The organism is Rhodoferax sp. (assembly GCF_034519335.1).
Classification (GTDB): Bacteria; Pseudomonadota; Gammaproteobacteria; order Burkholderiales; family Burkholderiaceae_C; genus Allorhodoferax.
In genome coordinates this window covers 57,540-71,257 of sequence record NZ_JAXHOL010000002.1, presented here as the reverse complement: position 1 = coordinate 71,257, position 13,718 = coordinate 57,540, and the positions used below count along the sequence as shown (strand labels likewise).

12 protein-coding genes are annotated in these 13,718 nt (G+C 58.8%); 5 read left to right on the top strand and 7 right to left on the bottom strand.

Going from position 1 to position 13,718, the window contains the following annotated elements; all coding sequences use genetic code 11:
* The first annotated feature begins 29 nt into the window (after positions 1-29).
* The 3 genes from U5O12_RS02160 (at position 30) to U5O12_RS02150 (ending at position 4,966) form a co-directional block, all read left to right on the top strand.
* Positions 30-2,954 carry a ribonucleoside-diphosphate reductase subunit alpha gene (locus tag U5O12_RS02160; RefSeq protein WP_322577049.1) on the top strand — a complete coding sequence of 975 codons (2,925 nt, stop codon included), beginning with the start codon at positions 30-32 and terminating at the stop codon, positions 2,952-2,954.
* A 120-nt stretch (positions 2,955-3,074) separates the two neighbouring features.
* Positions 3,075-4,244, top strand: coding sequence for a ribonucleotide-diphosphate reductase subunit beta (locus U5O12_RS02155; protein WP_322577048.1), 1,170 nt, complete (start codon positions 3,075-3,077; stop codon positions 4,242-4,244).
* A 170-nt stretch (positions 4,245-4,414) separates the two neighbouring features.
* On the top strand, positions 4,415-4,966 hold the full coding sequence (locus tag U5O12_RS02150; protein ID WP_322577047.1) for a histone H1-like DNA-binding protein: 552 nt from the start codon (positions 4,415-4,417) through the stop codon (positions 4,964-4,966).
* Positions 4,967-5,029: 63 nt separating this feature from the next.
* On the opposite strand, the gene U5O12_RS02145 is transcribed toward U5O12_RS02150, so the two are convergent.
* The 6 genes from U5O12_RS02145 to U5O12_RS02120 all read right to left on the bottom strand — a co-directional run bounded on the left by U5O12_RS02145 (position 5,030) and on the right by U5O12_RS02120 (position 10,151).
* On the bottom strand, positions 5,030-6,082 hold the full coding sequence (locus tag U5O12_RS02145) for a zinc-ribbon and DUF3426 domain-containing protein (protein WP_322577046.1): 1,053 nt from the start codon (positions 6,080-6,082) through the stop codon (positions 5,030-5,032).
* Positions 6,083-6,114: 32 nt separating this feature from the next.
* Complete coding sequence (gene prmA, locus U5O12_RS02140) at positions 6,115-6,993, bottom strand: 50S ribosomal protein L11 methyltransferase (protein WP_322577045.1); 879 nt, start codon at positions 6,991-6,993, stop codon at positions 6,115-6,117.
* An 8-nt stretch (positions 6,994-7,001) separates the two neighbouring features.
* On the bottom strand, positions 7,002-8,351 hold the full coding sequence (accC, locus tag U5O12_RS02135; RefSeq protein WP_322577044.1) for an acetyl-CoA carboxylase biotin carboxylase subunit: 1,350 nt from the start codon (positions 8,349-8,351) through the stop codon (positions 7,002-7,004).
* A gap of 12 nt (positions 8,352-8,363) precedes the next feature.
* Positions 8,364-8,828 (bottom strand): acetyl-CoA carboxylase biotin carboxyl carrier protein, encoded by a 465-nt coding sequence (gene accB, locus U5O12_RS02130; protein ID WP_322577043.1) that lies wholly within the window; start codon positions 8,826-8,828, stop codon positions 8,364-8,366.
* 170 nt (positions 8,829-8,998) lie between these two features.
* Positions 8,999-9,562 (bottom strand): TlpA disulfide reductase family protein, encoded by a 564-nt coding sequence (locus U5O12_RS02125; RefSeq protein ID WP_322577042.1) that lies wholly within the window; start codon positions 9,560-9,562, stop codon positions 8,999-9,001.
* Positions 9,555-10,151 (bottom strand): hypothetical protein, encoded by a 597-nt coding sequence (locus U5O12_RS02120; RefSeq protein WP_322577041.1) that lies wholly within the window; start codon positions 10,149-10,151, stop codon positions 9,555-9,557. The genes U5O12_RS02125 and U5O12_RS02120 overlap by 8 nt, the downstream gene beginning before the upstream one ends.
* Positions 10,152-10,295: 144 nt before the next feature.
* Here U5O12_RS02120 and mpl point away from each other — a divergent pair, with 144 nt between their 5' ends.
* Positions 10,296-11,780 (top strand): UDP-N-acetylmuramate:L-alanyl-gamma-D-glutamyl-meso-diaminopimelate ligase, encoded by a 1,485-nt coding sequence (gene mpl, locus U5O12_RS02115; protein WP_322577040.1) that lies wholly within the window; start codon positions 10,296-10,298, stop codon positions 11,778-11,780.
* Positions 11,781-11,929: 149 nt separating this feature from the next.
* The gene (locus tag U5O12_RS02110) at positions 11,930-12,418 is read left to right on the top strand and encodes a hypothetical protein (protein ID WP_322577039.1); all 489 of its coding nucleotides are present in this window, start codon (positions 11,930-11,932) and stop codon (positions 12,416-12,418) included.
* A 10-nt stretch (positions 12,419-12,428) separates the two neighbouring features.
* Here U5O12_RS02110 and U5O12_RS02105 read toward each other — a convergent pair whose 3' ends face one another.
* Positions 12,429-13,559, bottom strand: coding sequence for a 3-deoxy-7-phosphoheptulonate synthase (locus U5O12_RS02105; RefSeq protein ID WP_322577038.1), 1,131 nt, complete (start codon positions 13,557-13,559; stop codon positions 12,429-12,431).
* Between the last annotated feature and the right edge of the window lie 159 nt (positions 13,560-13,718).

Below are 13,718 nucleotides of genomic sequence, written 5' to 3'. Positions count from 1 at the left end.
CCCAAAATACTGATTTAGACGAGGAAATCATGGAATCTGTTTCTACCGCAACACCCAGCCCATCCAGCACACTGCTTACAGCCCACAGCAGCGGAAATGCCGAGGCCGGCATGGCTAACACCCTGGCCCACTACCAAATCATTCGCCGCAATGGCGCCGTAGTTCCTTTCGAGCCCAACAAGATTGCGGTTGCCATGATGAAGGCCTTTTTGGCTGTCCACGGCACCCAAGGGGCTGCCTCAGCTAGCGTGCGCGAGACGGTGGACGGCTTGACCCAGCAGGTGATTCGCGCATTGATGCGCTCACGCCCCGGCGGCGGCACATTCCATATTGAAGATGTGCAAGACCAAGTGGAGTTGGGTCTGATGCGCGGTGGTCACCATGAGATCGCTCGCGCCTACGTGCTCTATCGTGAGCGCCGCACCCAAGAGCGCGCCAAACAAGTGGCGCAAACGGCACCGGCGATGCCCACCATCCATGTTCTGGAAGGAGGCGAGCGCGTCGCATTGGATCTGGCACAACTCCAGTCCCGCATTGAAACAGCCTGCGCCGGCTTGGGTGCTGACGTAAAACCAGGCCCCATCGTGGCAGAGACCATGCGCAACCTGTATGACGGCGTGCCCATGGACGAGGTGTACAAGGCATCCATCTTGGCCGCCCGCACGTTAATCGAAAAAGACCCCGACTACACCTACGCCACTGCACGTTTGTTGTTCCACACTATTTCCCGCGAAGTGCTGGGGCGTGATGTCGCACAAGCAGACATGCAAGAGGCCTACGCAGATTACTTCCCAGGATTTATCAAGCGCGGTGTCGATGCCGAGCTGCTGGACGAAAAACTGCTGCAGTTTGACCTGAAACGCTTGGGAGCAGCTCTCAAGGCCAGTCGTGACCTGCAGTTTGACTATTTGGGTCTGCAGACGCTGTATGACCGCTACTTCTTGCACGAAGGCAAGACGCGTATTGAACTGCCCCAAGCGTTTTTTATGCGTGTCGCCATGGGCTTGTCGCTCAATGAGATCGACCGCGAAACCCGGGCCATCGAATTCTACGAAGTGCTGTCCAGCTTTGACTTCATGTCCAGCACACCAACGTTGTTCAATAGTGGCACGCTGCGTTCCCAGCTGTCCAGCTGTTACTTGACTACGGTGCCCGATGACCTGGACGGCATTTACGAATCCATCAAGGAAAACGCCCTGCTGTCCAAATTTGCCGGCGGCTTGGGTAATGATTGGACTCGTGTGCGCGCCCTAGGCTCCCACATCAAGGGTACCAATGGCGAATCGCAAGGTGTTGTGCCTTTCCTGAAGGTGGTCAATGACACCGCCGTTGCGGTCAACCAAGGCGGCAAGCGCAAGGGTGCGGTGTGCACCTACCTGGAAACCTGGCACCTCGACATCGAAGAGTTTCTGGAGTTGCGTAAGAACACGGGTGACGACCGCCGCCGCACACACGACATGAACACGGCCAACTGGATTCCTGACTTGTTCATGCGCCGCGTGATGGAGAAAGGCACCTGGACCCTGTTCTCGCCCTCGAATGTTCCAGACTTGCACGATCTGTTTGGCGCTGAATTTGAAAGAGCCTATGTAGCCTACGAAGAGAAGGCAGCCCGCGGTGAAATCAAACCGTCACGCACCATCCAGGCAAGCGACCTTTGGCGCAAGATGCTCACCATGCTGTTCGAAACCGGCCACCCTTGGATCACCTTCAAGGATGCTTGCAACGTGCGCTCCCCCCAACAACACGCCGGTGTCGTGCATTCGTCCAACCTGTGCACCGAGATCACACTGAACACCAGCGACACAGAAACCGCGGTGTGCAATCTGGGTTCTGTCAACCTGAGTCAGCACCTGAAAGACGGTGCACTGGACCACGACAAACTCAAGCGCACCATTGCGACGGCCATGCGCATGCTGGACAACGTGATTGACATCAACTATTACGCAGTGAAGAAAGCACGCGACTCCAACCTGCGCCACCGTCCTGTGGGCTTGGGGGTCATGGCATTCCAGGACAGCTTGTATGCCCTGCGTATCCCTTACGCCAGCGATGCAGCTGTGGAATTTGCGGACAAATCCATGGAAGCCATCAGCTACTACGCTTACTGGGCTTCCACCGAGTTGGCACGTGAACGCGGCAAGTACTCCAGCTTCAAGGGCTCGCTCTGGGACAAGGGTGTTTTGCCTCCCGACACCTTGGACATGCTGGCTCAGGCCCGCGGCGGCTATGTAGAAGTCGATCGCTCCTCCACGCTGGACTGGGATGCGCTGCGCAAGAAAATTGCACAGGACGGCATGCGCAACTCCAACTGCGTCGCTATTGCCCCCACAGCCACCATCTCCAACATTATTGGAGTGGATGCATCCATTGAACCCTGCTTCGGCAATCTGTCGGTGAAATCCAACCTGTCGGGCGAATTCACCGTCATCAATAGCTACCTGGTGCGTGATCTGAAAGCATTGGGACTGTGGGATGACGTGATGGTCATGGACTTGAAGCACTTCGACGGCTCGCTCAGCCCGATTGACCGGGTGCCGCAAGAAATCAAACAGCTCTATGCCACTGCATTTGAAGTGGAAACACGCTGGCTGGTGGAAGCCGCTGCACGTCGCCAGAAGTGGATCGACCAAGCACAGTCGCTGAACATCTACATGGCCGGAGCCTCGGGCAAGAAGCTGGACGAAACCTACAAACTGGCTTGGTTGCGTGGACTCAAGACCACCTATTACCTCCGCACCATGTCGGCCACCCACGCAGAGAAATCTACAGTGACTGCCGGCCGCATGAACGCAGTGTCATCTGGCAACGACGCACAGGGTTCGACCAAAATGTCGAGCGCACTGGAAGCCGCCGCTGCTGCAGCACAAGCGCAGATCGAGCTGTCCACCAATGCCGCAACAGACATCAAGTTTTGCGGTGTGGACGACCCCACCTGCGAGTCCTGCCAGTAATAGAAAGGCGCATCGCGAGTGAGATTGCGATGCAATAGAGCAACACAAATGGGCAACGAAATGCATGACTTCTTTTCATTTCATTTCGCTGCTCTCATAATCCGCTGATTGGAATCATCTATGTTGACCTGGGACGAAGAAGTCAAGCCCACATCGCCGAATAATTTTGCGCGCAACCCGTCTGAACAGTTGTCGGTTGCGCAGGCGCCAGTCACCCCGACTCCCTTGCAAACACCTGCAGCCGTAGCGGCAATCATGCAGACCGGAACCCCACGCCGCATGCGCGCGGACGACAAGCGCATCATCAACGGCCAAACCGATGTGAATCAGCTGGTTCCCTTCAAGTACAAATGGGCTTGGGAAAAATATTTGGCTACCTGTGCCAACCACTGGATGCCGCAAGAGGTCAACATGACCCGCGACATCGCGCTGTGGAAAGACCCGAATGGCCTGACCGAAGACGAGCGTCGCATCGTGAAGCGCAACCTCGGTTTCTTCGTGACCGCAGACTCGTTGGCTGCCAATAACATCGTGCTGGGCACCTACCGCCACATCACGGCTCCCGAATGCCGCCAATTCCTGCTACGCCAAGCGTTTGAAGAAGCGATTCACACACACGCCTACCAGTACATTGTGGAATCACTGGGCCTGGATGAAAGCGAGATTTTTAACGCTTACAACGAAGTCCAATCGATCCGCGACAAGGACGAGTTCCTGATTCCGTTCATCGCGGCCATCATGGATCCAAACTTCCACACCGGCACCCAAGAGTCTGATCAGACACTACTCAAATCGCTGATTGTGTTTGCCTGCCTCATGGAAGGCCTGTTCTTCTACGTGGGTTTTACGCAAATCCTAGCTTTGGGCCGCCAGAACAAGATGACGGGCGCTGCTGAGCAGTATCAATACATCCTGCGCGACGAGTCCATGCACTGCAATTTCGGCATTGATCTGATCAATCAGCTCAAGCTTGAGAACCCTCAACTGTGGACTGCTGAGTTCAAAGCGGAAATCAAAGGCCTGTTCGAAAAGGCCGTGGAGCTGGAGTACCGCTACGCGGAAGACACCATGCCGCGAGGTGTGCTGGGCATGAACGCCTCCATGTTCAAGGGCTATCTGCGTTACATTGCCAACCGTCGCGCGACACAGATTGGCTTGGAACCGCTATTCCCGAATGAGGAAAACCCCTTCCCCTGGATGAGCGAAATGATTGACTTGAAGAAAGAGCGCAATTTCTTCGAGACACGCGTGATCGAGTACCAATCGGGCGGCGCCCTGTCTTGGGACTAAAGCGCTAACTATGCTTTCTAGAATTTCACGCCCTCAGCACCGCAGCCAAGACTGCGGAATGGGAGCGTGTCACCGCGTTCATGTTGCTGGGATTGCGCCCAACAGCATGAATCACTCCTTGCGACCAACTGGCAAGAAGTGCTCTTTGTAAATTGATCAAGGAGAAAATCATGGCAACTGCAAAAAAACCGGCCGCAAAAAAGGCCGCTCCCGCGAAGAAAGCTGCTCCCGCTAAAAAAGTAGCAGCAAAGAAGGCAGCTCCTGCTAAGAAAGCCGCTCCCGCTAAAAAGGTAGCAGCGAAGAAGGCAGCTCCAGCCAAGAAAGCCGCTCCCGCTAAAAAGGTAGCAGCAAAGAAGGCAGCTCCAGCCAAGAAAGCCGCTCCCGCTAAAAAGGTAGCAGCGAAGAAGGCAGCTCCAGCCAAGAAAGCCGCTCCCGCTAAAAAGGTAGCAGCAAAGAAGGCAGCTCCAGCCAAGAAAGCCGCTCCCGCTAAAAAGGCAGCAGCAAAGAAGGCAGCTCCAGCGAAGAAAGCTGCTGTAGCCAAAAAGCCTGCAGCGAAGAAGCCTGCAGCGAAGAAGCCTGTAGCCAAAAAAGCAGCGAAGAAGCCCGCTGCGAAGAAAGCCGCGAAAGCACCCGCTGCCAAAGCTGCCCCAGCAGCCCCTGCGGCGCAAACCACGCTGAATCCGCAAGCGGCTTGGCCGTTTCCGACTTCCAGCAAGCCTTAAGCGTTTACGACTTAGGCGCCCAAGCCCGACACCGTAAGGTTTCGGGCTTTTTTCATGGGCAACTCAGGGGTAAAAGGCCAGCAATCGGTAACCAGAGATACGTTCGGTATTAGCACCGGGCTTGACCGTAATGGGAATCGCCGTGGTGAGTTCGGAGCCTGCATCCAATGTGTCCTTGCCTGCGCCCAACTCAGACGCCAACAGTACACGGCGCACCACCGCCTGGTCCTGCAGATCGGTCAAGGTCAATTCAAGCGCAGGCACCGCCAAAGCAATCGCGGCCGTACTTTTAAGTGTGAAGTTAAGGCGATAGACATCTGCTCGCACTTTGGTAAACGAGGAGCTGTCGATGACGACGGATTCAATCTGGCGCACCGGCTGAATGCCACAGTCCAGCCAAGCACAAACCGTCAACAATACCTCCTTGGCGGCCGGCTCTGTGGCAGCAATGCGATCTCTTTCGTGGACCAGCACTTGCAATCCCAATGTGGCGACTAGCAACAGCGCCATCAATGCCAGAAGCACGCGCACACCAGTACCTTGCCAAACACCCCCGCCCCTAGACTGGCGCATGAATGAGAGTTTGGGTGCGTCGGCAGGCTCCACTGTCTTGACATGGGCCTGCGCAAACCTTGGCTCTGCCACGGGCAGTGTCTTGGTATTCTCTTGCACATCATCAGCAGGCGCTTCAAGCTCGTCACGCGCATGGCCAGGTCGCAAGTCCAGCAGGGAATCCAGATCCGGCTTTTGCTCTGCAGGGTAAGCGCGCGCTTCTGGGGAAAAATGCCCCTCCGAGACTTCGGCCTGGATTTCAAACACGCCCACAACGTCAGCATCATCTGGCGCCAAAGCAGGCTCAGGCTCGGACGGTACCGGCGCTTGCTGGTCTGCAGTGAACTTCAGTGAAGACTTCCAATCACTGCTTCTCTCGTCCGCCAAGACGCTTTCTTGAACGATGGAATCTGTCTGCTGCTCGGGATCGTTATAGAGGTGGGCATTGGCATCGAAGACCTCATCACACTGCCCACAGCGCACCCAACCGTCCGAAATACGCAATTGGTCCGGCACGACCTTGAACATCGTGGCGCAGGCTGGGCATTGGGTAATCAGGCTCATCGCGTCACATTGTAGAGCCGTGATCGCTGCGATCAGAGGGTGGCGGTCATCAGAATCCAGCCGTCCTCTTCGTCCGCCACTGACAGCTTGCAATAGAGCGAGTAGGCAGCGATCAACTCATCCGCTTGCCGGGCAAGAATACCAGCCAACACCAAATGCCCACCCGCCTTCACATGCGCACACAGCAACGGTGCGAGCACTTTAAGGGGTGTCGCCAAGATATTGGCCAGCACCAAGGTGTAGTGCCCATCGGCCTTGTCGGGCAAGCCCGCCAACAATTGCACGCCATTGGCATCGGCATTAAGCACCGTGGACTGCACGGCGGCTTCGTCAATGTCCACCGCCACCACGTGTTGTGCACCAAACTTAGCCGCCCCGATGGCAAGAATGCCAGAGCCGCAACCATAGTCCAACACCTCGGGCTGGTTAGGATGTCCTGCCACCCAGCGCAAGCACATGCGTGTGGTTGGGTGGGTGCCAGTGCCAAAAGCCAGCCCTGGATCCAGGCGAATAACCTGTTTGGCTTGCGCCGGTGGCTCGTGCCAGGTGGGGACAATCCAGAACTCCGGTGTGATTTCCACAGGCGCGAACTGCGACTGCGTCAAGCGCACCCAATCCTGATCGGCGACGGCGGCGATGCCCAAGACCTGACAACCTGCGAAAAAGTCCTGCGCCTGCAGCAGACGCGCGGCATCATCGGCCAACGCTTGGTCGGCAAACAGGGCAATCACCCGGGACCGCTGCCAGCCGTCTTTGGGCGGTGGCATACCTGGCTCGCCAAACAAGGCCTGCTCTGCATCGGTTTGCGCGTCTGCGTCCTCCACGCTCACACTCAGGGCGTCCAACGCATCCAGCGCATCGCTCAGGTTCTCGACCCGATCTTCGGGACACATCAAACGCAATTCAAACATGCCAGACCTTATCGCTTGTGCTGTTCCAGCCAGTGTTCCAGGTAGTGGATGTTGGTCCCACCGTCCATGAACTTGGCATCCACCATCAGCTCGCGGTGTAGCGGGATGTTGGTGTTGATGCCTTCCACCACCGTCTCAGCCAGAGCGGTGCGCATGCGGGCCATGGCCTGCTCACGCGTATCGCCGTGCACGATGATCTTGCCGACCATGGAGTCGTAGTTCGGTGGCACGAAGTAGTTGGTGTAGACGTGAGAATCCACACGTACCCCAGGGCCGCCGGGCGCATGCCACATGGTCACGCGACCGGGCGAGGGTATGAACTTGTAAGGATCTTCGGCATTCACGCGGCATTCAATGGCATGGCCACGCACCTCGATCTGGCGCTGTGTGAAGGGCAGCTTCTCGCCGGCCGCCACCATGATCTGGGTTTTGACAATGTCAATGCCTGTCACCATCTCGGTCACCGGGTGCTCCACCTGCACGCGGGTGTTCATCTCAATGAAGTAGAACTCGCCGTCCTCGTAGAGGAACTCAAAGGTACCTGCGCCGCGGTAGCCAATCTTCTTGCAGGCAGCGACGCAGCGCTCACCGATGCGCTCGATGAGCTTGCGGTTGATGCCCGGCGCAGGCGACTCTTCCAGCACCTTCTGGTGGCGGCGTTGCATGGAGCAATCCCGCTCACCCAGGTAGACTGCGTTCTTGTGCTTGTCGGCCAGGATCTGGATTTCGATATGGCGCGGGTTCTGGAGGAACTTCTCCATATACACCGCAGGGTTGCCAAATGCGGCACCCGCCTCGGCCTTCGTCATGGCCACGGCATTCACCAGCGCAGCCTCGGTATGCACGACGCGCATGCCACGACCGCCGCCGCCGCCAGCCGCCTTGATGATGACCGGATAACCCACGGATTTGGCCATGCGCTTGATCAGCACGGGATCGTCTGGCAACTCGCCCTCAGACCCCGGAACGCAAGGTACGCCCGCGCGGATCATGGCCTGCTTGGCCGACACCTTGTCACCCATGATGCGGATGGACTCAGGCGTAGGGCCAATAAACTGGAAGCCGCTTTTCTCAACCCGCTCGGCAAAGTCGGCGTTTTCGCTCAAAAAACCGTAGCCGGGGTGGATGGCTTCGGCATCCGTCACCTCGGCGGCCGAGATGATGGCCGGCATGTTGAGGTAGCTTTGCGCAGAAGGTGCAGGCCCGATACACACGGCCTCTTCGGCCAGCTTGACGTACTTGGCTTCGCGGTCCGCCTCGGAGTAGACCATGACAGCCTTGATACCCAGCTCACGACACGCGCGCTGGATCCGCAAGGCAATCTCGCCACGGTTGGCGACCAGGATTTTCTTGAACATGGGTGCGTGTACTTATTCGATCGTGAACAAAGGTTGACCGTATTCCACGGCCTGTCCGTTTTCACACAGGATTTGGGTCACAGTACCCGACTTGTCGGCTTCGATCTCGTTGAGGATCTTCATGGCTTCGATAATGCAAATCGTCTCGCCTTGCTTAATGGTGTCGCCAATTTCCACGAAGGGCTTGGCGCCAGGAGCAGACGAGCGATAAAACGTTCCGACCATGGGCGATTTCACCGCATGGCCTGCAGCCACTTCCACAACGGGGGCGGCAACAGGAGCAGCCTGCGCGGCAGCGGGCGCAGCCGCGGGCACGCCAGCAGCGGGCTTGGCGTACACCGGCTGGGCATAACCCTGCACCATCGCGCCACCACCTTTGACGATACGCACCTTGCCTTCGGCTTCGGTGATTTCGAGTTCCGATACATTGGAATCCGACACCAGATCGATCAGGGTTTTGAGTTTGCGTAAATCCATGGAATCTCCAACAACCGACATTTGAGAAGCGGCGAATTTACCGCAAAAATGTCGATATCTGCCGATAATTTTATTTATCTCTTTGCAAATGAGGTCATTTATAACAACTCACAAGAGATGACGGGCGGAAAACGCCCCCATCAGAGCGCGCCCCGCCTAGGGAGTGCGCTCTATTTTAGCCCAGCCCAGGCCTGCAAGTCGGCAGGCAGAACCCGCCCCATCTTGCGTTGCCGCACTACACCATCGCCCGACAAGACCACGGTAAACGGCAGTCCACCCGTCAAATTCCCCAAGCTGCGGCCCAAGTCTGCACCCGACATACCTGCCATGGCCACCGGAAAATCCAGGGGCATGCGCTGCAAAAAAGCTTGCACGGGCGCAGTCTTGTCCACCGCCAATGCCAACACTTGCCAGCCGTTAGTGCGATGTTCCCGAAAAAACTGGTTGATTAACGGCAACTCTTCTACACACGGCGGACACCAGGTGGCCCAAAAATTGATGAGTAACGGTCGCCCCTGGAAGCTCTGGAGCGCAAGCGGCTTGCCGTCTGGCGTCTCCCAGCGCTGCCCCCAAAATCCGGCCACCGGCTCCGCCACCGCCGGCGTGTCGCCCACGCCGCGCCACACCGCAACCCCCACACCCGCCAAAGCAGCCCCCCCCGCCAGCCCACGCAACAACCAGCGACGGGAGCTAGCCTCTGAAGCAGGCTGGGAAGAGGAAGGCGGTTCAATCATGACTTACATCACCCAACAAACGGCGCAGCGCTGACGCATCTCCACGGGGACGTCGCCCGCGAGCATCGGGCTGTAGGGCGCCCCGCACGTCATCCAGATCATTCACCAACAGATGTACGCCCACCTGCTCGTTCAAGGGCCTGCACAGGGCATGCACACTCAGCGCGTCCACCATCTCACCATGCAAGCCTGGCACTGACCGGGCTTCAAAACGTACGCCACCATCAATCAGCGCGATTTCGGCCGATTTGGGGTCATCACAAAACAACAGCAGATAAATATCAGAACGGCGTGTGGCGGTGCCATGCCAGACTGCGCCGCCCACGTGTGGGCGAAACGGGGCTAGTCGCTCCATCCACTCCAAAGCGAGTTCGCGCAGGGCTCGCAGTTCGACAGGTTGCGTGTCCGCACAAAAAATGTCGATGTACTCCTCCACCGCAGCATCCAGCTGCGCATTGTCTGGCAAGGCCGCACGGCCAGCCACTCCCAACTGCTTGAGCGCACGCCGCTTGGCAGGGCCGTATTCCAGCCCCTCTTCCACCACCAAACGGGCGGCGGTGGCAGCGATTTCTTCTTTCAGATCGTCCATGGCGCCATGGTACCGCGCCCCCTGTGCCCCCGGCGTCACAACGGGATTGCTTCAATTTTGATAGCTGCTTGCGCATACTAGACGAGGGCTAGAGGCAGAAATGGCTTGAAAATTTCGATCTCCCCAGACACGTAAAATACGCCCATGCATATTCACATCCTTGGTATTTGTGGCACCTTCATGGGCGGTTTGGCCGCCCTGGCCCGCGAGGCAGGCCACCGCGTCACCGGCTGTGACGCCGGCGTTTACCCCCCCATGAGCGACCAGCTGCGCGCCTTGGGCATTGAACTGATTGAGGGCTTTGGCGCCGACCAAATGGCCCTGAAGCCCGACATGTTTGTCATCGGAAACGTGGTGAGCCGCGCCCGCCTGCCTGACGGCAACCCCAAATTCCCGCTGATGGAGGCGATTCTGGACGCTGGCGCGCCCTACACCAGCGGCCCCCAGTGGCTGGCTGAGCATGTACTGCAGGGCCGCCATGTGCTGGCCGTGGCCGGCACGCACGGCAAGACCACCACCACCAGCATGCTGACCTGTATTCTGGAATACGCCGGCCTGCAACCCGGCTTTCTGGTGGGCGGCGTCCCCTTGAATTTCGGCATATCGGCACGCCTAGGCGGTGGGGTGCCAGTGCCTTCTGCGCAGGTAAAGGAGGAGCCCGCGACGCGGGCGGGGGACACGGAGCAGAAGGTGCTGGTGCCCCACCGCCCCTCCGGAACAAATTATTTCGTCATCGAAGCCGACGAATACGACACCGCCTTCTTCGACAAACGCAGCAAGTTCGTGCACTACCGCCCGCGCACCGCAGTGCTAAACAACTTGGAATTCGACCACGCTGACATCTTTGATGATCTGGCCGACATCGAACGCCAGTTCCACCACCTCGTGCGCACCGTGCCACCCAGCGGGCGCGTGGTGGTCAATGGCGTGGAAGAAAGCCTGACCCGCGTGCTGCACCAGGGCTGCTGGAGCGAAGTGCGCAGCTTTGGCGCTGCGGTGAGCGACTTCAGCGCCGAGGGCGAACCGCACGACTTTGCCGTCCTGCAGCAGGGCAAAGTCGTGGCCCGCGTGCAGTGGGGCTTGGGCGGCGTGCACAACCAGCTCAACGCGCTGGCCGCCATCGCCGCGGCCGACCATGTGGGCGTGAGCACCGCCATCGCGGCCAAGGCGCTGACCAGTTTTGAGAATGTCAAACGCCGCATGGAAGTGCGCGGCGCGGTAACACTCCCCTCTGGGGGCGACCCGGTCACCGTGTACGACGACTTCGCCCATCACCCCACGGCTATCCGCACCACGGTGAATGGCTTGCGACGCCAGGTGGGCAGCGCGCGCATCCTGGCCGTGTTCGAACCACGCTCCAACACCATGAAACTGGGCGCCATGAAGGCCCAGCTGCCCTGGAGCCTGGAGGAATCCGACCTGGCCTTCTGCCACAGCGGTGGCCTGGGCTGGGACGCCGCCGAGGCGCTGGCACCCATGGGCGCGCGCGCGGTGGTGTCCGACTCCATTGACGACCTGGCCCACCAAGTGGCAGCACAAGTGCGCCCGGGCGACCACATTCTGTGCATGAGCAATGGAGGCTTTGGGGGCATCCACACCAAATTACTGAATCTGCTACAAAAACAATAGCTGTTCGCGCAATATCAACGGCGCTTAGCGCCATTTTTGGCTTCAAATATTGCGGGAATACCCTGAGCGTAGACTGTGGCTACGGACTAAAAAAGAACGACCGTGCCCGCTAAGACGGGGAGCAGACCCAGTCGCTTTTTCCACACACCATGTCCTCAGCAGCTCAGCCCAAGAAGCGCAGCACCAACCAAATCAAGGCCTCGCAATTCACGCCCCACGGGGTGGTGGACATCTGGATGGAAGGCCGCCTGATGCACTACGAAGCCACCGGCCCGTTCAACACCGAGCTGGTGGACTGTTTGGCGATTGCGCAGCGCGATTACCTGCTGGCCACCCGACCCGAAGGGGCATGGGTCAGTGTGTGCACCTTGGTGGGCAACGCGATGAGCAGCCCCGAGGGTATTGCGCGCTACGCCGCCATCATGGCCGCCCCCAAGCCCGACAACATGATTCCCGTGGCCACCGCGTTTGTGATCGCACCGGATGTGGAAGGCGGTCGCATCATGGCGCCCCAGTTCGCCAAGATTTATGCCGACATTGACCGGCCCTTCCAGATTTTCGAGACCATGGCAGCCGCCCAAGTATGGGCCGAGGCCATGATTGAACAGGCGGGCACGGGCGACGCCGCACCCACCTGAAACGCGGCGCTTACTTCAGCGCGCGGCGTGCCTGCACGGCGGCCGACAAAACTTCCAGCGACTCGATCGAATCGTCCCAGCCCAGGCAGGCGTCGGTGATGCTCTTGCCGTACTCCAGCTTGCTCGCGTCGTCCTTGCCGGGGGTGAACTTCTGGGCACCAGCGTTCAGGTGGCTTTCCACCATCACACCAAAAATACTCTTCGATCCGCCGCGGATCTGGCCAGCGATGTCCTTGGCCACGTCCAGCTGCTTCTCATGCTGCTTGCTGCTGTTGGCGTGGCTGCAGTCCACCATCAGGGTCTGGGGCAACTTGGCCTTGGCCAAATCCGCACAGGCCGCGGCCACGTTGGCGGCATCGTAATTGGGCGTCTTGCCGCCGCGCAGAATCACGTGGCAGTCCGGGTTGCCGTTGGTTTGCACAATCGCCACTTGGCCGTTTTTGTGGACGGACAGGAAGTGGTGACCACCGGCTGCGGCCTGGATCGCATCTGTGGCGATCTTGATATTGCCGTCGGTGCCGTTCTTGAAGCCGATAGGCGCCGAGATGCCCGAGGCCAGCTCGCGGTGCACCTGGCTTTCGGTGGTGCGCGCACCGATGGCGCCCCAGGAAATCAGGTCGCCCAAGTACTGGGGCGAGATCACATCCAGAAACTCGCTGCCCGCGGGCAGGCCCAGGCGGTTGATCTCAATCAGCAACTGACGTGCAATGCGCAGGCCTTCGTCAATGCGGAAGCTCTCGTCCAGGTAGGGGTCGTTGATCAGGCCCTTCCAGCCCACGGTGGTGCGGGGTTTCTCGAAATAGACGCGCATCACGATTTCCAGCGTGTCCTTGTACTGCTCGCGCACGGCCTTGAGGCGGCGCGCGTAGTCCAGCGCGGCGGCGGGGTCGTGGATGGAACAGGGCCCGATGATGACCAGCAAGCGGTCGTCCTTGCCAGCCATGATGTTCTGGATGGCGCCGCGCGTGTCGGTGATCAGGCTCTCCACCGCGCTGCCACGGATGGGGAAGAAGCGGATAAGGTGCTCAGGAGGGGGCAACACGGTGATGTCCTTGATGCGTTCGTCGTCGGTCTTGCTGGTGCGGTCGGCGGGTTGGGGTTGGCCATACCAGTCACCGGTAGCCGTTGCATTTGCATTCATGGGTCGCTCCTGAGGTCAAAGTTAAAAAGAAAAAGGCATAAAAAAAACCGCCGGGGGTGCCGGCGGTTTTTGGGAAGATTCAGGACGTTTCTTGTGGGTACGTTCAGATCTCTCGACCGCCGGATGCGCGTGAGAACCAAAAGTAGCTAAAAAAGAAAC